The organism is Natronobiforma cellulositropha (genome assembly GCF_025629245.1).
GTDB lineage: Archaea > Halobacteriota > Halobacteria > Halobacteriales > Natrialbaceae > Natronobiforma > Natronobiforma cellulositropha.
Window position 1 is genome coordinate 159,690 of sequence record NZ_JANZXN010000005.1, and the last position, 20,851, is coordinate 180,540.

Below are 20,851 nucleotides of genomic sequence, written 5' to 3' on the forward strand. Positions count from 1 at the left end.
AAGCCCAACACTTCTACGCGCGTACGCCCTACACGGCGGCTATGACACGCCTCTACCTCGCGATGCGGAACCGACTGCTGATCTCGGAGAGTGACGACGGCGACTCCTGGACGACGGCCACCCACCTCGAGGGGCTCGACCTCGAGTGCGTCGCGGTCTCGCCCGAGGTCCCCGACCGGGTCTTCGTCGGCACGTTCGAGGACGGTCTCTTCCGATCGCTCGACGGCGGCGACTCCGTCGACCCGCTCGAGACGCCCGAGTTCGTGAGCGACGCGGTGATGTCGCTCACGGTCAGCCCACACGACCCCGACGTGGTCTACGCCGGGACGGAGCCGAGTCGCGTCTACCGCTCGGACGACGGCGGCGACACCTGGGAACACCTCGAGGGACTCGTCGACCTCCCCTCCGAAGACGAGTGGTACTTCCCGCCGCGGCCGGACACCCACCACACCCGCTGGCTCGAGGTCGACCCGTTCGACCCCGAACGCCTCTACGTCGGCATCGAACTGGGTGCGTTCGTCGTCGGCGAGGGCGGCGGGGAGACCTGGCGCGAACGCCCGCCGGGGTCGCGCCGGGACAACCACAGCCTCGCCGTCCACCCCGACCGGGAGGGGCGCGTCTACACGGCCGCTGGCGACGGCTTCGCGCTCTCCGACGACGGCGGCGAGTCCTGGGCGCGGCCACAGGAGGGACTGGACCACACCTACTGCTGGAGCGTCCGTCCGGACCCAGCCGACCCGGACCGGATCCTGGTCTCGAGTGCGGACGGGGCACGAAGCGCACACACGCCCGAGACGGCGGATGCCTACGTCTACCGCCGCGAAGGCGAGGAGCCGTGGGAACGCCTCGACGGCCTCGGGTTGCCGATGGGCGAGGGTGTGGTGCGGGCTGTCCTCGCGACGACCGGTACTGGCGGGGAGGTGTACGCGGCGACCAACCGGGGCGTCTACCACACGGCGGACTTCGGCGACGCGTGGCGACGGCTCGAACTCGAGTGGGACGAACGGCTCGAAGAACAGACGCCGCGCGGTCTCGCGGTCGTCGCGAGCAGTCAGAACTCGTAGACTGACTCGCCGACGTCCTCGTCGTCGGGGTCGACGGCGACGGCACGCGTGATCGTTCCGTCGTGGTCGACCAACAGGATGTACGGCCCGAGCGACGTCGCCACCTCGAGCGAGAGCAACGAGTCGCCGGTGTCGCTCTCGGCGACGGCGGGCGGTTCGACGACGCCCTCGAGCGTGAGGCCAGCGCCGGCACGTGCACGGAGAAGGTCTTCGAGAGCGATACACCACGCGGGTTCGGGGTCGTCGGCGAACGCACAGCAGTCGCCGCCCGCGGTGAGCGCGTAGAGCGTCCCGTCGACGGCGGTGGCGAGGTCGGGAACGAGCCGGTAGCCGGTCGCCGACCAGCGTTCGCTCCCGTCGGCGTCGAGACGCGAGAGCGCCGGACCGGTCCCCGGTTCGCGCAGGGCGTAGACGCCGCCGTCGGCGGCGTAGAGTTCGCCGTCGAGTTCGGGACCCGTCTCGAGGAGATCGCCGCTCTCGGCGTCGGCGACGAGTAGGCGGCCGCCAGCGGGTGAGGCGCTCGCGCCGTAGACGCGCCCGTCGCTGTAGACGGGACCGGCGAGGGATTTTCCGCCTTCATCGGAGCGTGGTTCGTCGCTCGAGACGCGCCACAGTTCCTCGCCGGCCTCGATGCTGTAGGCGCGCAGCTCCGCGCCGCCGCCGCTGGCGTAGACGAACAGTCGGTCCTCGTGGATGCACGCGGAGACGGTCTCGCCCTCCGCTTCGAGGTCCTGTTTCCACTCGAGCGAGAGCGTCCCTCCGCGGTGGACGCTGAAGCCAGTCTCGGCGACGAAGATGACGTGGTCCGTCTGTGAGGCGGTGTGGACGGTCGTCTGTTCGTCGGGCGGGAAGGGGACGAGCGTGCTTCGGACCCGGTCTTTCGTCCGCTGAGACGCACTCGAGAGAATCCCCCCTCCGGCGATGGCCTGTAAGACGGTTCGGCGAGGGAAGACGAGACGCGCCGAGCTATCGTTCGACTGACCGGTCATACCCGAACGAACAGAGAGCAGGTGGAAATACATTACGCTGTAAGGATGGTCGGAGCGGACGACGGCGCGACAGTGGACGAGCGCTCGAGCGAACGGCCACGAGCGCCCCGGCGTACACACACCGGCGACCCCCCCGCTTCGAAATCCTTTTACACGCCACCGCGGCATAGTAGGGTAACTGAGTGATATCATGGACGTCGACATCATCTCCGAACAGGAGAACCCCATGTTGCACAGAACGGACGTCACGTTCGAACTGACCCACGACGAGGCGACCCCCTCGCGCCTGCAGGTGCGCGACAGCCTCGCGGCCAAGCTGAACAAGAACGCAGACGAGGTCGTGGTTCGCAAACTCGACACCAAGTTCGGGATGCGAAAGACCGTCGGCTACGCGAAAGTCTACGAGAGCTCCGCCCACGCCACCGACGTCGAACAGGAACACATGCTCGAGCGCAACAAGATCACCGCCGAAGACGAAGAGGTCGAGGCGGAAGCCGAGGCGGAGGAGGCCTGAGATGGCACACTACGAACTCTACAACGACGACGGGACGACCGACCGCGAACAGTGTCCCCGCTGTGGCGACGTCTTCCTCGCAGACCACGGCGACCGCAAACACTGCGGGAAGTGCGGCTACACCGAGTGGGAGTAAGGAGCGATGCGAATCCTCGGAATCGAGGGCACTGCCTGGGCGGCCAGCGCCGCAGTGTACGATTCTGAGCGCGACACCGACTCGCTGTTCATCGAGAGCGACGCCTACCAGCCAGCGAGCGGCGGCATTCACCCCCGCGAGGCCGCCGAACACATGCACGAGGCAGTTCCGCGCGTCGTCGAGGCGGCGCTCGAGTACGCCGTCGAGACCGCCGACGAGTCGTCGGGCACACCCATCGACGTCGGCGAGCGAGGCTCGTCGGGCCAGCAGACCCCACCGGTCGACGCCGTCGCCTTCTCACGCGGACCCGGTCTCGGTCCCTGTCTGCGCATCGTCGGGACGGCCGCCCGTGCGCTGGCGGGGACGCTCGAAGTGCCTCTCGTCGGCGTCAACCACATGGTCGCCCACCTCGAAATCGGGCGTCACACCTCCGGCTTCGACTCGCCGGTCTGTCTGAACGCGAGCGGAGCCAACGCCCACGTCCTCGCCTACCGCAACGGCCGCTACCGCGTCCTCGGCGAGACGATGGACACCGGCGTCGGCAACGCCATCGACAAGTTCACCCGTCACGTCGGCTGGAGCCACCCCGGCGGCCCGAAAGTCGAACAGGCCGCACTCGAGGGTTCGTACGTCGACCTGCCGTACGTCGTCAAGGGGATGGACTTCTCGTTCTCAGGAATTATGAGCGCGGCCAAAGACGCCTACGACGCGGGGACGCCCGTCGAGGACGTCTGCGCCGGTCTCCAGGAGAACGTCTTCGGGATGCTCACCGAGGTCGCAGAGCGGGCGCTCTCGCTGACGGGCAGCGACGAACTCGTCCTCGGCGGCGGCGTCGGCCAGAACGCCCGCCTGCGTGAGATGCTCGCCGAGATGTGCGCCGAACGCGGGGCCGAGTTCCACGCCCCCGACGCGCGCTTCCTGCGGGACAACGCGGGCATGATTGCCGTTCTCGGCGCGAAGATGTACGCCGCAGGCGACACCCTCGCGCTCGAAGACTCCCACGTCGACCCGAACTTCCGGCCCGACCAGGTGCCCGTCACCTGGCGAGACGGCGGTGACGTGTTCGAAACGACCGACGACCGAGAGATCAGGGGCGCAGAGGCGCTCGTCACGTTCGACGGCGAGGTCGTCCTGAAACGCCGCCTCCCCAAAGGCTACCGCCACCCCGCTCTCGACGAACGGCTCCGCCGGGAGCGGACCACACTCGAGGCCCGCCTGACGAGTCTGGCCCGGCGAAACGGCGTTCCCACGCCCGTCATCTACGACGTCGACACGGCCGAGGCGAGCCTCGAGTTCGCCGCCGTCGGCGACGCGGACTTACGCGACGCGCTCTCGTGTGAGCGGGTCCGGACGGTCGGCGAACACCTCGCCCGGCTCCACGCCGCGGGGTTCGTCCACGGCGATCCGACGACCCGAAACGTCCGCGTCGAGACCGACGGCGAGGGAATTTACCTCATCGACTTCGGTCTGGGCTACCACACCGACCACGTCGAGGACTACGCGATGGACCTCCACGTCTTCGATCAGAGCTTAGTCGGCACCGCGAGCGACCCCGGCCCGCTGCGCGAGGCCGCTCGAGACGGTTACGCGGCCGTCGGCGATGCGCAGGTACTCGAGCGCCTCGCCGAGGTCGAAGCGCGCGGGCGCTACGTCTCGGGCTGAGAGTTACCCCTCCGGGTGGAACGCTGGCAGGACCGTCTCGAGCAGGGCCTCGAGAATCTCCCAGAGGACGAGCGACGGCGTCTCGTGTTCGAAGGTCACCGCCCACCGGTCCGTGTGGCCGTCGACCGTACACTGGGCGTGTGTCGGGCCGAGGTCTGTGTGATCTTCGTCCTGGTGCCAGCCCGCGTGGAGGTCCGTATTCGGGTCACTGTAGTTGACGCGGAACCAGTCGTGTGGGGTCGCACGGTACCACGTGACGACGAGCATCGCGTCCGGACCAGTCGGTGGCTCGAGGCGGACCGGGTCGAACGTGGCGCGAAGGCGCTTCGCCTCGACGTCGTCCGGGACGTACTCGACCGTCGTGATCTGTGGGAGACGCGCTAGGACGTCGCGTTTGAGCCCTTCGTAGAGCATGACGTTCGGATCGCCACCCGGGTGGGGAACGGACATCCGTCAGTTGCTGGCTTCGGCCCCGGCGGGTGCCAGAAAGTCCCACTCACGGACGGCGAAGCCGACGATTCGAACTCGCCGCTCGAGGTGGTCCCACTCGCGGGCGACGTCACGGCGACGGGCCGCCTCTGTCGGCGTGAGCGAGTCGTCGGCAACCGTCGCACGGAGGTGGTTAGGAGCGGAGACGTCGAACTCGCGTTTCCACGCGCGGATCTGTGCGTTCATCTCGAGGAGGCGGTCGGTGAGTTCCTCGACGCTCCGCCCGCTGTCACGCAGACGCGTCGCTTCCTGCATCGCCTGTCGCCGGTAGTCCGGGGAGTAGGTGGTGTGAGCGCCGCTGTCGTCGCGGCGCAGCACGCCATCGTCGACGAGTCGCTCGAGCACGCGCCGCGTCGGTTCGTGTGACCAGCCCGCTTCAGCGGCGATCCAGTTCGCCGTCTGCGGCGTGGTAAGCTGGCGAGCGACCATCCTGACGCGGTCCTCGCCCGTGGTGTGGCGTGCTGCCAGCGAGGGACCATCGTGCTCGTCGGACGGAACCATACGGAGTAATTCGAGCTACACCACAATATAGGTTGAGACAGTGTCGACCCATATCGAGTGGCTCACTCGTCGGCTGGCTCGTCCTCGAGTACCTTCCCGTCGGCGACGTCCCGCGCTCGAGCGTCGGCGTCGCGTGCGGCCGGGTCGCCGTAGCCGCCGCCACCGGGCGTACAGACGGTGACGGTCGTCCCCGCGGGGAGCGTACGGGTGAGTTTCGAGCCGACGGGGTCGCCGTCGACGAGGTTGCGCCCGCTCGCACCGGGGTCGCCGCCGTCTGTCCCCGCTGGCTGGCGGCGACGGCGCTCGGTCAGCAGCGAGACGACCGCGTCGGTCTCGAGCGTGATGGCGCGCTCGAGTCCGAGACCGCCGCGGAACTCGCCGTCGCCGCCAGTATCGGGGCGGAGTGCGTGGCGCTCGACCCGCAGGGGGTACTCGGTCTCGAGGGCTTCGACCGGCGTGTTGAGCGTGTTGGTCATCCCGACCTGGACGCCGTCGATGCCGTCGCCGCCGGCGTGGGCGCCCATCCCGCCGCCGATGGTCTCGTAGTAGGTGAAACCGTCCGCGTCGCCGTCGGCGCTGGCGCGCCCTCGGGTACCGATCACGAGGTTGTTCATCGTGCCCTGGCTCTGGGCGGGGACGCGCTCGGGGACACAGCCGGCGAGCGCAGCGAAGACGACGTCGACGACCCGCTGGCTGGTCTCGACGTTGCCGCCGACGACCGCGGCTGGCGGCTCCGGGTCGAGGAGCGAGCCACGCGGTGCGGTGACCGAAACCGGCTCGTAACAGCCGTGGTTCGGCGGGATGTCGGGGTTGGTCACCGCCCGGAGGACGAAGTAGACCGCGCTCGTCGCGACCGCGAGCGGGGCGTTGAGGTTGCCCTCGACCTGGTCGGCGGTACCCGAGAAGTCGACCGTTACCGACGCGCCCTCGACGGTCACTGACACCGCGATCGGAATCGGGTCGTCACGCACGCCATCGCCCTCGAGGACGTCCCGGGCGGTGTAGGTCCCGTCCGGAAAGCGCGCGAGCTGAGCGTGGGTTCGTTCGCGCGAGTAGTCGATGACGGCGTCGAAGGCGGTCTCGAGGTCGATCTCGAGGTCGGCGTCGATCTCGCGAAGGCGTGTCTGGGCGCGGTCGGTCGCCGCGCGCTGGGCGCGTAAGTCGGCGCGGCGTTCGTCGGGCGTGCGGACGTTCGCGAGTACGAGCGAGCGGACGTCCGTCGCGAGGTCGCCCTCGCGGACGAGGCGGACGGGCGGGATGCGAAGGCCCTCCTGGTAGATCTCGGTAGCCCCGGCGGGCATACTCCCCGGCGTCGAGCCGCCGACGTCGGCGTGGTGGGCGCGCGAGACGGCGTAGCCGACGACCTCGTCCGCGAGTGTGACCGGCGCGACGAGCGTCACGTCGGGGAGGTGGGTGCCGCCCTCGAACGGGTCGTTGAGCAGGTAGACGTCGCCGGGTCGCGGCGCACGCTCGCGCTCGAGGACGGTCTCGACCGACCGGCCCATCGCGCCGAGGTGGACGGGGATGTGTTCGGCCTGGGCAACGAGCCGCCCGTCGGCGTCGAACAGCGCCGTCGAGCAGTCCCGGCGCTCTTTGATGTTCGGCGAGGCGGCGCTCCGGATCAGTACCTGGCCCATCTCGGTCGCGACACCCTCGAGTCGGTTGCGGACGATCTCGAGGGTGATCGGGTCGACGGCGCTCATCGGCGGTCCCTCCGGAGGACCAGCGTGCCGTCGGTGTGAACCGTCATCTGCCAGTCGGGTGGCACGAGCGTCGTCGCCTCGCGGCCTTCGATCACCGCTGGGCCGTCGACGCGCGCGTCGACCGGCAGTCGGGGCCGCTCGTAGACGGGGGCGTCGCGTTCGGTGCCGTCGACGTGAATCGGACGCGTGGTGCGTCTTGCCGACTCGAGGTCGTCGCCGCCGTCGTAGCGGAGGGAGACGGCGTCGCGCTCGACGACGGCGCTCGCGCGCAACGTGACGAGGTCGATCCGTTCCTCGCGCCGGTAGCCGTAGGCGCGCTCGTGGGCCTCGTGAAAGCGCGCTTCGACGGCCGCGCGGTCGATCGGATCGCCGACGGGAACCGCGAGTTCGAAACTCTGGCCCCGGTAGCGACAGTCGACGCGGCGCTCGAGCGTCGCCTGGTCGGGCGCTCGCACGTCAGCGAGCGCATCTGACTCGAGATCGGTAAACAGTGTCTCGAGCGTCTCGAGGTCGGCGTCGGCGAGCGAGACGCGGTGGGTGCGGGCGGCGTCGGCACGCTCGTCGGCGACGAGTAAGCCGAACGCGGAGAGGACGCCCGCCGGGAGCGGAACGACGACCGTCTCCATCTCGAGGCGGTCGGCGAGCGCGGCGGCGTGGACCGGCCCCGCACCACCGAAGGCGACCAGGCCAAACCGGCGCGGGTCGTGGCCGCGTTCGACGGTGACGGCCCGGATCGCCCGCTCCATCGTCGCGTTCGCGACGCGGTAGACGCCCGCGGCGGCCTCGAGCGCCGACTCGAGCGCCGCCTCGGCCGCCAGCGCCGAGAGGACGGCCCGCGCGCGGTCTGGCTCGAGCGAGAGCGTCCCCCCGAGGGCGGTGTCACTCCCGAGATAGCCGAGGGCGAGCGTCGCGTCCGTCACGGTGGGTTCGTCCCCGCCGCGGCCGTAACAGGCGGGCCCGGGGTCGGCACCGGCCGAGCGCGGGCCGACGCGCAACGCGCCGCCCTCGTCGACCCAGGCGACGCTCCCGCCGCCGGAGCCGACCGTCTCGAGGTCGACCATCGGGAGGCCGAGCGGGAGGCCGTCGACGACGGCGTCGGTCGTCCGCGCGACATCGCCGTCGGTGACGAGACTCACGTCGCTCGAGGTGCCGCCCATGTCGAAGGTGACGAGGCCGTCGAGGTCGCGCTCGTCGGCGACGGCCGAGGCGGTCCGACTCGCACCGACGACGCCCGCGGCGGGCCCCGAGAGCAGCGTCGTCGCCGCTCGCTCGCGGACCGTCTCGGCGGCGGCGATGCCGCCGTTCGAGCCCATCACGTGCGGCGGCGGCACCTCGAGCGGGACGAGCCGGTCGATCAGACGGCCGAGGTAGGCGTCGATCGTCGGCCGGACGAAAGCGTCGACGGCCGTCGTCGAGGTGCGCTCGAACTCCCGGAACTCGGGAAGGACCTCGTGAGAGGCGGAAACCGGCACGGAGAGACGCTCGCGCAACGCGTCGGCGAGGCGAGCCTCGTTCTCGGGGGTGGCGTAGGCGTGGAGCAACGAGACGGCGACGCTCTCGGCCCCCAGCGCCTCGACCTCGTCGGCGAGGCGAGCGCACGCCTCGTCGGTGACCGGCCGCTCGACGCCGTCTTCGCTCGCTCGCTCGTCGATCTCGAGGCGGCGGCGGCGCGGAACCAGCGGCTCCGGCCGGGTGGCCGTCACGTCGTAGAGCGACGGGCGCGTCTGGCGACCGATCTCGAGGACGTCGCGAAAGCCCGCCGTCGTCACGAGGGCGGTCTTCGCGCCCGAGCGCTCGAGCAGGGCGTTGATCGAGACGGTCGTCGCGTGGGTGAACTCCTCGACCGCGTCCGGTTCGAGTCCCGCTCGCTCGGTCGCGGCCTCGATACCGGCGAGTACGCCCTCGCTCTGGTCGGCCGTCGTCGGAACCTTGGCGGTCACGAGGTCGCCCGTCGGCGTCGTCAGGGTGACGTCGGTGAACGTCCCACCGACGTCGACGCCGAGACGAACGGGGGCGTGGGTGTCGGTCGCCTCGTCTCCAGTCATGTAATCGTGCGTAGCGAGCGCGCTCTCGAGCAAAAGGATTGTCGACTGGCGATATTGCAGGCAGGCGGGCAGGCGGGGCGGTGTGGCTGGTAGCAAGCAGAAGCCTCACCCTTTAGACTAGTCGCCGATTCAACGCGGTCGGCCGTACGATGCTGGTCAACCGAGCGTCTTGGATTGTGGTGCTCCGACGGCCTATGCGAACACTAAAATACCACTACCAGCCCCGCTGCGTGGCGAACGGATCCGTTTCGGTGACCGCTCGTCCGTGACGGACTCGACCGTCTCTGGGTCGTGGGGCTTCGTGTGATCGTGAGGCACTTCCAGTCGAACGTCCGACCCTATCCCGACCCACGCTCGCCAAAACGGACGCGGGCCGTCTCCACGCGCGGGGCAGCGATCACCGGAGCCGAGCCACGACGACCACCGAAGCGAGCGCGAGGAGTGCGACCATCGCGCCGAATCCTGGCAGCCCATCGTCGTCCGCCCCATCGTCTGACGGATCCGGCTCGTCCGGCACCGTCCCGGCGTCGGTACTGTCTTCGACAATCGCCGTTCCCGCGTCGATCCCGTCGACGGCGAGCGTGTACTCACCGGCCGTCTCGAATGTGTGGCTTATCGACACTTCGGTTTCGGCACCCGGTTCGACCGACACGGACTCCGTCGCTTCGACCACGTCGTCGACCTCGAGACCGACTTCGTAGTTTCCGGTCGCGCCGCCGTCGTTTCGGACCGTCGCCTCGACCGTCACCGATTCGCCGACCGACAACCCCGTTTGCGACACCGAGTGGTCGACGACGGCGAGGTCGGACTGGTGACCGACGAGCGCGAACGCCGAGAAATGGGGCGTCTGTGCGCTGTAGTACGCGTCAGATTGCCGCTCGTGCGCATCCGTTTCGTCCCAGGAGCTACCCGGGAACAGGTCCGACGGCTCCTCAGCGCCCTCCCAGGAGCTACCCGGGAACAGATCCGACGGCTCCTCGGCGTCCTCCCAGGTGCTTCCCGGGAACAGGTCGTTCAGGTCCTGCGAGTCCCAGGAGCTGCCCGGGAAGAGATCCGACGGCTCCTCGGCGTCCTCCCAGGAGCTACCCGGGAAGAGATCCGACGGCTCATCCGCCTCTTCCCAGGTGCTTCCCGGGAACAGGTCGTTCAGGTCCTGCGAGTCCCAGGAGCTACCAGGGAAGAGATCCGACGGCTCCTCGGCGTCCTCCCAGGTGCTTCCCGGGAACAGGTCGTTCAGGTCCTGCGAATCCCAGGAGCTGCCCGGGAACTGGTCGTCCAGATCAGTGTTGCGTTCGGTCCACTCGCCGTCGACCAGGTGGTACAGCGTTACGTCCCCCGCATCGAGGTCGTGCGTAGCCAGTTCGTCGCCCGAAACGTGAAACTCGAGCGTTGCGGCATCGATCTCGTCAGCCTCGAGGCTGGCGTCGATCTCCATTGTGAGCAGTTCCGCCGGTTCGTTCGGTAACTGGTTGGCGTCCGCGGGGGTCCCGTCAGTCGTCTGGATCGTCACGTCGAAGTCGGCGTCGTCGACCGTCGTGAGGGTCACCGTCGAGAGTGTCGCCTCGTCTCCGAGTTCGTCACCGAACGGAATCGACGTCGGCTCGGTCGCCTCCGCAGCGGTGACCACTGCGGTCACCCCGCCGTCGCTCTCGTCGACGGAAACCTCCGTCTCTGGATCAGGGTCGGACGGTGGCGGAGACGGTGATGGTGACGGTGACGGGCCGGACGGCGGCGACCCCGTCGACGGTTCGATGACGGAGACGGTTCCCGCCTCGACACCGTCGACGGTCACGTCGTAGTCGCCCGTGTCGTCGAACGCGTGCGTGAACCCGATCGTCTCGGTCTCGCCGGGGTCGGCCGCGACCGTCCCGTTCGTCACGGCCGTCCCGTCGATCTCGAGGGCGGCCGTCAGGTTCCCGGCCGCCGCGCCGGCGTTCTCGACCTCGGCAGTGATCGTTACCTCCTCGCCTTCGTCGACCTCGTCATCGCTCAGGGAGACGTCGGTGATCGACAGGACGGCAACCGGCGTCAGCTCGACTGTCACGTCCGTGTTCTCACCACCCTCGATCTCGACGTCCGCGGTCGTATTCGTCTCGTATCCCGGTGTCGAAACGTCGACCTCGTAGGTCCCGATGTCCAGTCCGACCTCCAGCGTGTGCCCGTCTTCGCTCGTCACACCGTGGCGGACTGTCTCGGTACCGTCGCGGATCTCGAACGTCGCTTCGGTCCCGTCCCCGCTCACTGCGTCGGTCACGGAGAGGACGACTCCACCGGTCGTGTAGACGGCCGTCACGGTATTGGCGTCGACCCCGTCGACCGTCACATCGAAGACGCCTCCCTCGTCGAAGGCGTGCGTGAATTCGACTTCCATCGAACCGTTCGCGGCCACCTCGACGGTCTCGGTCGCCACGGCCGTGCCATTGACCCCGAGCGTGGTGACGTGACTCCCCGTTTCCACACCCGAATTCTCGACGGTCGCGGTGATCGTCACGTCCTCGCCCACTGCGGCTTCGTCGGTACTCACCGAGGCGTCTGTCACCTCGAGGGCCGGGTCGTCGACGGTGACGGTCCCGGCGGCCACCCCGTCGACGGTCACGTCGAAGAGGCCGCCATCGTCGAAGCCGTGCGTGAACGCCACGGTCGCCGTGGTGTTCGCGTCGACCGACACCGTCTCGTTCGCGACGGGTGCCCCGTCGATTTCGAGGGTCGCCTCGTAGGTCTCGGCCGACTCGAAGCTGTTCTCGACGGTGGCGGTGATCCGCACGTTCTCACCCACCGCGACCTCGTCGTCGCTCAAGCTGGCATCGACGACAGACAGCTCTGGTAGCGGCGTCAGGTCCACGTACAGGTTGGTGTCCTCGTCCGGCTCGATCTCGACGGCCTCGACCGTCTTCGGCTCGTAGCCCGGTGCGGAGAGGTCGACGTCGTACGTACCGACGGGTACCGAAGCCAAGAACGTCGCTCCGTTATCGTCCGTCTCACCATCCTCGATGAGGGTGTCGCCGTCCCAGATCTCGTAGGCCATCTCGATCCCATCCCCGGTGTCTTCGTCCGTCACCTGAATCACGAGCCCACCCGTCGGTTCGGTGACGGAGACGGTTCCCGCCTCGACGCCGTCGACGGTCACGTCGTACGCGCCAGCGGTGTCGAAGGCGTGGGTGAACGAGACCGATTCGGTCTCCCCGGCGTCGACCGATACTGTCTCGGTCGCCACGCCCGAGCCGTCGATCTCGAGGGCGGCGGTGTACTCGCCGGCTGCGTCCCCGGCGTTCTCGACGTCGGCGGTGATCGTCACGTCGTCTCCTTCGACGACGTCGGTCTCGCTCACCGATGCGTCGACGAGCGAGAGGTCCGCTTCGGGCTCGTCACCCGGCTCGTCGTCGTCCGGTTCCGAGGTGAGCCACGGGTCGAACAGCACGTTCTCGCCCACGTCGTCGCCGGATCCGTCCGCGCTGGTGCCGGTCACGGGATCTTCGACGCCGCCGCTCGGACCGCTCGCGTCGCCCCACCAGTTGTTCGTCGCGTTCAGAGAGTGCGCCGGATCGGTCACGGCGTACTCCACTGCCAGCCCGGTCGTCGACTCGAAGCTGTTCTCGACGATCGCGACCTCGTCCGCCTCAGCGTCGACGGTCACCCCGCCGTCGTTACTCACGAAGTCGTTGCCTCGAACCTCGATGGCCACACCGACCAGGTCGTTGAACCACCGCTGCTCGCTGAGTTCGATCGCCTGCTGATTCGACTCGAACACGTTGTCGGCGATCACGCTGCTAGAGGACAGTTCGCCGTTGAGGCCCGCGCTGGACCACCAGCGATCGTGGCCCGAGATCGTGCTGTTCCGGAGCTCGAACCCGGACGTCCAGTCGAGGTCAATACCGTTGCCGTCGCTGTTCGTAATCTCGGAGTACTCGACGACGAGACCTGCCGAGTCGTCGTCCACGATCCCGACGCCGTTGGCGTCGAGGACGGTCTCGCGAATCGTCACGTCCTCGGCGTCGTCCAGACTGATCCCGGCGTCGCCGTTTCGCTCGATGTCGTTGCCGGTGATCGTCACGCCCTCGGTGCCGTCGAAAAAGACGCCTGCACCGCTGTTGTCGCTGATGGTGTTGTTCGCGAGCGTGCCGATGCCACCCTCGCGAGTACCGTCGTCGGTGACACCATCCCCGGTGTTGTCCCTGATCACGTTTCCGGCGACGATCATATTCGTCGGTCCGGAGGTGCCAGCCCCGCTGGTATCCAGGCCGATCTCGTTCGACTCGATCTGGTTGTCGAGTATCTCGGCGTCGACCGATCTCGATACCGCCAGTCCGGCGGCGCCGTTGCCCGTCAGTGAATTGTCCGAGACGACGGAACCGTCGGCGTCGTTCACTCGAAGCGCGGCCCACGTCGACCCGGCGTCCGCGGTGGCGCCGGTCACGCTGTTGTTCGCCACCGTCGCGTTCGTCGCGTCGTCGACGAAGATCCCGTACCGGTCGAGGTCGGAGACGTCGTTGCCGGAGACGACCGCCTCCGGGCCGTCGGAGACGGCCACTCCCTGGACGGCCCCGTCGACCGTGGTGTTCGTCACCACCGGTGCGTCCGTCCCGTCCACGTAGATCGCGTTATCGCCAGCGTCGAGGACCTCGCCGCCGCGGATTTCGACCGCGGTTCCCTCCTCGACGAGGATGCCGAAGCCCTCCTCGGTGGCTCGATCACCGACCGACGTGATCGAGGCGCCGTCGATCACGGTGCCGGTCGAGTGCCGGAGGGCGATGCCGACGTCGGTCCCGCTGATCGACACGCCGTCGATCGTCGACTCGTCGAGGAACTCCGCACGCAAGCCCTCCTCGGCGTCGCCGGTGATCGTGAGCCCCTCGACTGTTGCGTCGCCGCTCGCGGCGACCAACACGCCGAATGGAGCCGGTGCGGTGTCGTACTCGCCGCCTGCGAGTTCGAGGCCGTCGGCGTCGACGACGATCACCTGATTCGCGTCGGCGGGAACGGTCGGGTCGGCGTCGCCTCGCACGTAGTACAGCGGGCTTCCGTCGTCGAACTCGTTGTCCGCGACGTCGTGCAGGTAGTGAGTGGACTCCTCGGCAGCGATGTCGAGACCGGTTTCGAACGTGTTCTCCTCGAGTACCACCTCGCTCGAACGGTCGAGCAGCACGTCGAGGGCGTGCCCGGAGAGGGAGTTGTTCCGGACTACGACGTCCGGCGTCACCTCGACGACGATGCCGGTGTCGTCGTTGTTCGAGAGGACGTTGTCCTCGACGGTGATGGCCTCGGGGGAACCGCGCCAGTCGTCACCGATGTGGATCGCCGCGACGCCGTCGAAGCTCTCGTGCCCGTTGTCGACGATCGTGTTCCCCCTGATCGTCGACTCGGCTGCGTGTTCGAGCAGGCGGAAGCCCTCCAGCCCGTTGTTCGCGACGTAGTTGCCCTCGTACGTGACGTTGACGCCGTAGGTATCGATGATCCCCTCCTCGGCGTTGTTCGTAATGTCGTTCTCGAGGAGGTGCGGACCGACCTCGCTGTCCGAACTGCCCAGGTCGTCGTACCGGACGCCGGCCCCGGCGTTGTCGCTGACGTCGTTGTGCCTGATCGTGACCCCCGAGACGCCGTCGTTGTCTCGGATCTCGATCCCGTCGCCACCGTCGACGAACGAGTTGTTCGCGACGACCGTCCCCTCGTTCGTGCCGAAGACGTCGAGTCCCGCACCCGAGCTGTCGGTGACGGTGTTGTGGTGTATCGTCGAGCCGTCGGTGCGAGTGAGTTCGATTCCGTAGGCGTTTCCGGCGAACTCGTTGTCGACGACCTCCGAGTCGTCGCTACCGAGCCTGAGGCCAAGTCCCGAGTCGGTCACCGAGTTGTTCCCGATGAACGCGTCGTCGGAACCGCCGGTGACGACGAGTCCGGGGTTGGTGACGTTCGAGACGGTGTTATCGACGATCTCCGCGCCGGTCGACTGTCGGTAGAGCCGGATCCCGTTCGTGTAGTCGTCGACCGTGTTGTTCCGCACGGTCGCGTCTCTCGACCCTTCGTCCGTCGTGATGTCCCCGTGTGTCCCCTCGCCGATCATCATCGCCGTCCCGCTCTCGACCCCTTCGAACGTGTTGTTCTCGATCAGCGGGTGGTCCGCGGAGTAGGCGGTCTCGATTCCCATCCCGCCGCCGACGAACCGGTTGTCCGCGATCGTCGCGTGATCCGCCGAATCGAGGACCACACCAGCAGCGGAGGAACTCTGCCCGATGTTGGTGAGCTCGTTGTCCCGTATCTCCGTGTAGTCTCCCGACGAGCCGATTCCGTGGAGGGACACGTCGTCGATCGTGTTGTTCCTGACGGTCCCCAGGTCCGAATCGAGTAGATACATTCCGTACGTCGTCCCTTCGACGTGGTTCTCCTCGAGAGTCGCTTCGTGGGAGTGCGAGAGGTGGATCGCCCGGTCCTCGGTCACGTCCTCGCTCGTCCCGGTGACGTCGGTGATCGTCGCTCCTCGCGTGATGTGGAACCGTACCCCTCGGTGCCACTCTTCGACGGTCACGTTCCTGACGGTCACGCCCGTGAGTTCTGACGCGTCGTCGTATCCGGCGTCAACGGAGCGATTCTGAGCCTCGATGCCGACGAAATCGTCCACATCCTGAACCGCGGTGCCGTCGATCGTGTACCCCTGTCCGTCCAGCGTGACCCCACTGGCGTTGATCGCAATGCAGGCGTTGTCCGAGTGCTCCTCCGGATCCAGCGCGAGGTCGCCTTCCTCGTCCGGCGCGAGATCACCGGCGAGGACGTACGCACCCGGTGTCGATATCTCCCGACAGGTCGTCACCTCCGTTGGTTCCTCGTCGAACGGTTCGACGTCATTCGCCGACAGGGTATCCGCCCCGGACGGGTGACCACCCTCGGAGAAGGCAAGTGCGCCGCCGGTACCGGCGAACAGTATCACAATCGAAGCAAGAACCAGCCCGGCGAGAACGACCCCGATCGAACGAGCGTTCCATACTCGGGGTCGCCGATCTCGATAAACGATATCCATATTTCCACTGTCTGTCACGAAATTATATATCTGAGGTAACTGTGGTGTAAGTACTAGGTGAGTTCGAAGTAACCTCCTTTTATGGGCGGTGGTGCAGAAGCCTCCACGAGGAGGATGTCGAGGCATGGGAGGACCACTCGAGTCAGCGCAAAACGCTCTTATCACTGAAGGTTGTACACTCGCGTATGGCAGACAAGCCGACCTCCGGTGAGATTCTCGGAATTCCGTACAACTTCGAACGACCGAGCATGGGACGGATGCTCTCTGCGTACTGGCAGCCCGGCGAAGGGATGCTCGTCGAGAAGCCCTTCGGTGTCGGCTACACGCTGAACCTGGCGAACTGGCGCTCGTGGATCGTCGTGCTCGTCGCCGGTGCGCTGCTCTGGCACCAACAGAGCGACGGAGAGAGCGAGCAGGCGGAGGCGGACGAACCGGTCGAGGTCATCGTCGACGACGGCGAGGACTGAGCCGGGGACTCGGTTCTCGATAGGTACACCGATGGTGAGCGCCTGCTACCGGGGCACTGGGCGGCGGGCGGTAGGCGGTAGGCGGCGGGCGTCGTCCTCGAGTGGTAATCGCTACCCCACCACATTTTTAGCATTGAATATTAGATAAAATTTATAGTTGTCGAGTCCGTACACTCGAGTATGGAGGGGGGACAGACGAACGCGGACGAGGTGGAGTTCATCGAAACGGGGCGAGACCTCCTCGCCCACTACGCGGCCAGCGGCTACACGGTCGAGGACGTCGTCGTCGAGCATCCGGTCATGGGGGACCGGCCGAAACGGGCGGAAGTGACCGTCGAGTTGACGCTCACGGAACCGGTCTCGTCGGTACTCGACCGGATGGAACACGGGGGCGTCGCCGAGAACAGGCGGCAGAGAGACCACGACGCCGACGCGTGAGCCGGCGGTGGCGCCGTCGCTCGTCCGTGAACGCGGTGATCCGAAGTCCATTTAGCGAGCGCGCCCGCCACCTCGCACATGGCCATCCAGTTCGTGACGGGAAACGAGGGCAAGGTCCGCGAGGCACGAACCTACCTCGAGGGTATCGACGCGGTCGAACAGGTCTCCTACGCCTACACCGAAGTCCAGAGCGACGACCTCGGGGAGATCGCCGCGCGCGGAGCCGAAGAGGCGTTCGACGGACTCGGTAGCGAGAATCCGGTGTTAGTCGACGATTCGGGGCTGTTCGTCGACGCCCTGGGTGGCTTTCCGGGTCCGTACTCGGCGTACGTCGAGGACACCGTGGGTGTCGAACGGCTCTGGCGACTCGCCGAAGGGGAGGAAAACCGCCGGGCGCACTTCCGGACGGTGCTCGCCTACTGCGACGGCGAGCGCACGGAGACGTTCGTCGGCTCCGTCGGCGGCACGCTCGTCGCACCGCGAGGCGAGGGCGGATTCGGCTACGATCCGATCTTCGAGTACAACGGCCGGACACTCGCCGAGATGGATACGGACGAGAAAAATGCGATCTCACACCGCGGGCGCGCGCTGGCTGCGTTCGCCGAGTGGCTCGCAGATGTGTGAGTTCGAATCGTACAAACAGAATCCATTTTGGACGTGTCTGGACAGCGAGTGGCGTGAAGCCGTACCGTGGACCGGCCCTCGATAGACCTCATTCTCACCGACGAGCATCGAATCATAGTACGGGACTCGGTGACAGTTTGCGACGTACATGGACAACACACATATCGGAGAAGAACGATGTGTTTGGCGTGGAACTACAGCACGACCGGCCGACAGTCAGGAAGACTTCGAATCGTATTTTTACAATGCGTGTTCGGAACACGGACGGAGCTACGGCACGGGCACTCGAGTGGGGGCTAGCGCGGGCGACCACCCCGGCGCTCGAGACGAGGGGCCGGGAGCGATGACCGAGCGCACAGCGGATGCGCCCGAAACGGACGCGAGTGCGCGACGCCGACTCGTACGCGAGCGCTACGGCGACCTCGCGCGGACGGACGAGGGGTGTTGTAACGGGACGGAGGGTTCGGACGACGGTACCGACGCGCAGAGCCTCTCGGTGGGCTACGAGCGCGACGACCTCGAGCGCGCACCGGCGGGGGCGAACCTCGGACTGGGCTGTGGCAACCCCGTCGCCATCTCGGCGCTCGAACCCGGCGAGACCGTCCTCGACCTCGGGTCGGGCGGTGGGTTCGACTGTTTTCTCGCAGCGGACGAAGTCGGACCCGACGGGCGAGTGATCGGCGTCGACATGACTCCGGAGATGCTCGAGCGCGCCCGCGCGAACGCGGCCGAGAGTGGGACCGACACCGTCGAGTTCCGGCTGGGCGAGATCGAACACCTGCCGGTCGCAGACGCGTCGGTCGACGTGATCATCTCGAACTGCGTGCTCAACCTCTCGCCCTCGAAACCGCAGGTGTTCGCGGAGGCGTGGCGCGTCCTGCGTCCCGGCGGGCGGCTCTCGATATCGGACCTCATCGCGACCGAACCGCTCCCAGAGCGGGTGCGCACCGACCCGGACCTCGTCGGCGGCTGTATCGGCGGGGCGGCGACGGCAGACGACCTCGAGCACTGGCTCGAGGGCTGTGGCTTCGAGTCCGTCCGCATCGTCGAAGACCGCGAGTGGGAAGCGACCCACGACGGGGCGGCGGTGCCGGTCGTCTCCGCGCGTATCGAGGCGCGGAAGCCGACGGCGCGTTAGGCCCGCGGGTCGCGGTCCGGGCCGGGGTACGGACCGCCCTCGAGCGCCTCGTAGAGGCTCTCGGGGTCGAACAGGCGCGCGAAGGCGTCGGGCGAGCGGATACTGAGTGCGACCCGTGGCTGGAGCGCTGCGCCGGTCGCCGCCGACCGGAGGCGGTCGTCGAAACTGAGCAGGTGGGCCGCCCGGCCGCGGTAGGCGGTGGCGAGCGCCGGGTGGTCGCCCTCGGGGTGGTCGACGCGGCGGCTGTCGGTCTCGAGTCGCGCGCGGTGGGCCGCGGCGAGGTCGGCGTCGGCGAGGCGCGCGACGAGCGTCTCGGTCCGCTCGAGCAGCGGGTCGCTCGTGAGTAGCTCGACCCAGGAGTGAGCGCGGACGTGATCGAGCGCCGCGCGAGTCTCACCGCCGACGAGCAGGTCGGCCGCGAGGACGTCCGCGTCGGCGACGACGCGTGCGGGGTTCGGCCGCTCAGCCATCTTGGTCCTCGCGGAGCCGGTTCAGTTCCTCGGTAATCTCCTCGATGCTCACGTCGGCGCTCGCACCCGCCTCGAACAGGGTGTCCCAGCGTTCGGTCATCGGTGAACTCGAGGCGGCGACGGGTGAAAAGCGGGTCGCCACGCCGTGGACAAATCACCACCGCTGCGCGCGGAGGTCGTACTCGTCGGCGACCGCGTCGGTCCGCTCGAGGAAGCGCTCGAACGGAACCGGTGGCAAGAGCGGGTGGCGGGCGTCGATCTCGTCGGGGAGGTCCGCGTGGTACCGGACGTGTGACTCGATGTCGGAGGGGTACGCCGACGGGTCGACACCGACGAAGCCCGCCCGATCGCGAGCGGCGTCGAGGACCGACCGCCACCGCTCGGCCGACGCCAGCCCCGCGGAGTCGACGCCGTGAGAGAAGAGCGTCGCGTACACGTCGTCGTAGGCGGGCGCGTCCGCGAGGTAACGCTCGAGACGGGCCGCGTCGGGCTGGGTGGTGAACGCGCTCCAGTAGGGCACCGAGCCGGTTCTGCAGGTCCACCACGGCTCGAGCAGGGCGAACGAGCCGACGAGCAGGCGGTCGGTGGGCCGGCCGCGCCGGGCGTAGCGCTCGCGGTAACGGTCGGCGACGAACGGACTCAGGTCGCGCGGGTCGTCGAAGACGAACCGGCGGCGCTCGTAGCCCTCGCGGTCGGTGACCCGTTCGAGGTCTCTGCGGAGCGCGGGGTCGAAGCCCCACTCGGCCTCCGGACGGCGGCCGTCGGGGTCGGGGACGTCCCACGCGCGGACCGGCGACCCCTGGTCTGCGAGGAAGGCGGCGATGCGCTCGCTCCCCTCGTAGTACTCCTCGGGTTCGAGACCGCCGAGACCGCCGAGTTGGAAGTGGTGGCGCTCGCCGAGGTCGATCACGGGCCAGTCGTAGGAACACTCGAGGCTGAGGACCGTTCCCCCGTCGTCGAGGACCGTCTCGAGGAAGGACTCGTAGGCGGGACCCAGGGTGTGGCTCTTCACCCGGAAGTAGGCGAGTTTCCTGACCATCAGTCGGTCCTGGTTCGGGTCGTGCATCTGGGAGAGACCGACGTCGGGGTTCGCCTCGAGGAAGGGACCGGCGTGGCGACGGCCCCAGGCGACGTCCGCCCGGACCGAGTCGGGGTGCAGCGACCGACGAACCGGGACGAAGAAGGTCTGGGGGAGGTAGGGTACGCCGAGCATCGCCGCGAGGGAGACGCCCGCACCGTTGCTCGAGCCGACGAGGACCGCGGGATAGCCGCGTTCTGGATACTGCTCGACGACCCAGCGGCGAAAGGTCTCGACGTCGACCTCGCCGAGTGCGTCCGGGTCGATGCCCTCGTTCGCGCCGCCGTAGGTGTAGATGCCGTTCCGGATCCGACGGGGAAGGCGGTTGCCGAGCGGGGCGAGCGCCGCCAGTTTCGGGTGGATCAGCCCGAGTGCGGGGAACGCCTCGCCCCGGAGGTACCGGGCGGTCGCGCGGACGAAGACCGTCGTCGAGTCGAAGTTCGCGAGGGCGGGCGGCGTCGTGCGGTCGCCGGAGAGGTGCCTCGAGATGCGCATGGGGGTGACAACCTGGGCGGGAGTCGGGCGCT

The 20,851-nt window shown here is 68.0% G+C and carries 16 protein-coding genes; 8 read left to right on the forward strand and 8 right to left on the reverse strand.

Features of this window, described 5'->3' with window-relative positions; all coding sequences use genetic code 11:
* The first annotated feature begins 41 nt into the window (after positions 1–41).
* Entirely contained in the window at positions 42–1,064 is a 1,023-nt protein-coding gene (locus N0B15_RS02370) for a beta propeller repeat protein (protein WP_263017756.1), read from the forward strand.
* Here N0B15_RS02370 and N0B15_RS02375 read toward each other — a convergent pair.
* Positions 1,052–2,053: an outer membrane protein assembly factor BamB family protein gene (locus tag N0B15_RS02375; RefSeq protein ID WP_263017758.1), complete on the reverse strand. Its 1,002-nt coding sequence runs from the start codon at positions 2,051–2,053 to the stop codon at positions 1,052–1,054. The genes N0B15_RS02370 and N0B15_RS02375 overlap by 13 nt on opposite strands.
* Positions 2,054–2,243: 190 nt before the next feature.
* Between N0B15_RS02375 and N0B15_RS02380 the strand changes: the two genes are divergently transcribed.
* From N0B15_RS02380 to N0B15_RS02390, 3 genes are read left to right on the forward strand one after another with little or no spacing between them, the layout of a single operon-like run.
* Complete coding sequence (locus tag N0B15_RS02380) at positions 2,244–2,567, forward strand: 30S ribosomal protein S24e (RefSeq protein ID WP_263017760.1); 324 nt, start codon at positions 2,244–2,246, stop codon at positions 2,565–2,567.
* A 1-nt stretch (position 2,568) separates the two neighbouring features.
* Positions 2,569–2,703 carry a 30S ribosomal protein S27ae gene (locus N0B15_RS02385; RefSeq protein ID WP_263017762.1) on the forward strand — a complete coding sequence of 45 codons (135 nt, stop codon included), beginning with the start codon at positions 2,569–2,571 and terminating at the stop codon, positions 2,701–2,703.
* A 6-nt stretch (positions 2,704–2,709) separates the two neighbouring features.
* Positions 2,710–4,365 (forward strand): bifunctional N(6)-L-threonylcarbamoyladenine synthase/serine/threonine protein kinase, encoded by a 1,656-nt coding sequence (locus tag N0B15_RS02390; protein WP_263017764.1) that lies wholly within the window; start codon positions 2,710–2,712, stop codon positions 4,363–4,365.
* A gap of 3 nt (positions 4,366–4,368) precedes the next feature.
* Here N0B15_RS02390 and N0B15_RS02395 read toward each other — a convergent pair whose 3' ends face one another.
* The 5 genes from N0B15_RS02395 to N0B15_RS02415 form a co-directional block, all read right to left on the reverse strand.
* Complete coding sequence (locus tag N0B15_RS02395; protein ID WP_263017765.1) at positions 4,369–4,815, reverse strand: hypothetical protein; 447 nt, start codon at positions 4,813–4,815, stop codon at positions 4,369–4,371.
* Positions 4,816–4,818: 3 nt separating this feature from the next.
* Positions 4,819–5,355 (reverse strand): DUF7342 family protein, encoded by a 537-nt coding sequence (locus N0B15_RS02400; protein ID WP_263017766.1) that lies wholly within the window; start codon positions 5,353–5,355, stop codon positions 4,819–4,821.
* A gap of 62 nt (positions 5,356–5,417) precedes the next feature.
* The gene (locus N0B15_RS02405) at positions 5,418–7,058 is read right to left on the reverse strand and encodes a hydantoinase B/oxoprolinase family protein (RefSeq protein WP_263017767.1); all 1,641 of its coding nucleotides are present in this window, start codon (positions 7,056–7,058) and stop codon (positions 5,418–5,420) included.
* Positions 7,055–9,103 carry a hydantoinase/oxoprolinase family protein gene (locus N0B15_RS02410; RefSeq protein ID WP_263017769.1) on the reverse strand — a complete coding sequence of 683 codons (2,049 nt, stop codon included), beginning with the start codon at positions 9,101–9,103 and terminating at the stop codon, positions 7,055–7,057. Before N0B15_RS02410 ends, N0B15_RS02405 begins: the two co-directional genes overlap by 4 nt.
* A gap of 397 nt (positions 9,104–9,500) precedes the next feature.
* Entirely contained in the window at positions 9,501–16,019 is a 6,519-nt protein-coding gene (locus N0B15_RS02415) for a right-handed parallel beta-helix repeat-containing protein (protein WP_263017771.1), read from the reverse strand.
* A gap of 275 nt (positions 16,020–16,294) precedes the next feature.
* Between N0B15_RS02415 and N0B15_RS02420 the strand changes: the two genes are divergently transcribed.
* From N0B15_RS02420 to arsM, 4 genes are all read left to right on the forward strand, one after another.
* Positions 16,295–16,576 carry a DUF5808 domain-containing protein gene (locus N0B15_RS02420; protein ID WP_263017773.1) on the forward strand — a complete coding sequence of 94 codons (282 nt, stop codon included), beginning with the start codon at positions 16,295–16,297 and terminating at the stop codon, positions 16,574–16,576.
* Between the two features lie 180 nt (positions 16,577–16,756).
* On the forward strand, positions 16,757–17,014 hold the full coding sequence (locus tag N0B15_RS02425; protein WP_263017775.1) for a hypothetical protein: 258 nt from the start codon (positions 16,757–16,759) through the stop codon (positions 17,012–17,014).
* Positions 17,015–17,092: 78 nt separating this feature from the next.
* Complete coding sequence (locus N0B15_RS02430; RefSeq protein ID WP_263017776.1) at positions 17,093–17,638, forward strand: XTP/dITP diphosphatase; 546 nt, start codon at positions 17,093–17,095, stop codon at positions 17,636–17,638.
* A 343-nt stretch (positions 17,639–17,981) separates the two neighbouring features.
* Positions 17,982–18,776, forward strand: coding sequence for an arsenite methyltransferase (arsM, locus tag N0B15_RS02435; protein ID WP_263017778.1), 795 nt, complete (start codon positions 17,982–17,984; stop codon positions 18,774–18,776).
* Here arsM and N0B15_RS02440 read toward each other — a convergent pair.
* Together N0B15_RS02440 and N0B15_RS02445 are read right to left on the reverse strand one after the other, a co-directional pair.
* Positions 18,773–19,246: a DUF7384 family protein gene (locus tag N0B15_RS02440; protein ID WP_263017779.1), complete on the reverse strand. Its 474-nt coding sequence runs from the start codon at positions 19,244–19,246 to the stop codon at positions 18,773–18,775. The two genes, arsM and N0B15_RS02440, sit on opposite strands and share 4 nt — an antisense overlap.
* A 154-nt stretch (positions 19,247–19,400) precedes the next feature.
* Positions 19,401–20,819 (reverse strand): hypothetical protein, encoded by a 1,419-nt coding sequence (locus N0B15_RS02445; protein WP_263017781.1) that lies wholly within the window; start codon positions 20,817–20,819, stop codon positions 19,401–19,403.
* Positions 20,820–20,851 lie beyond the last annotated feature (32 nt).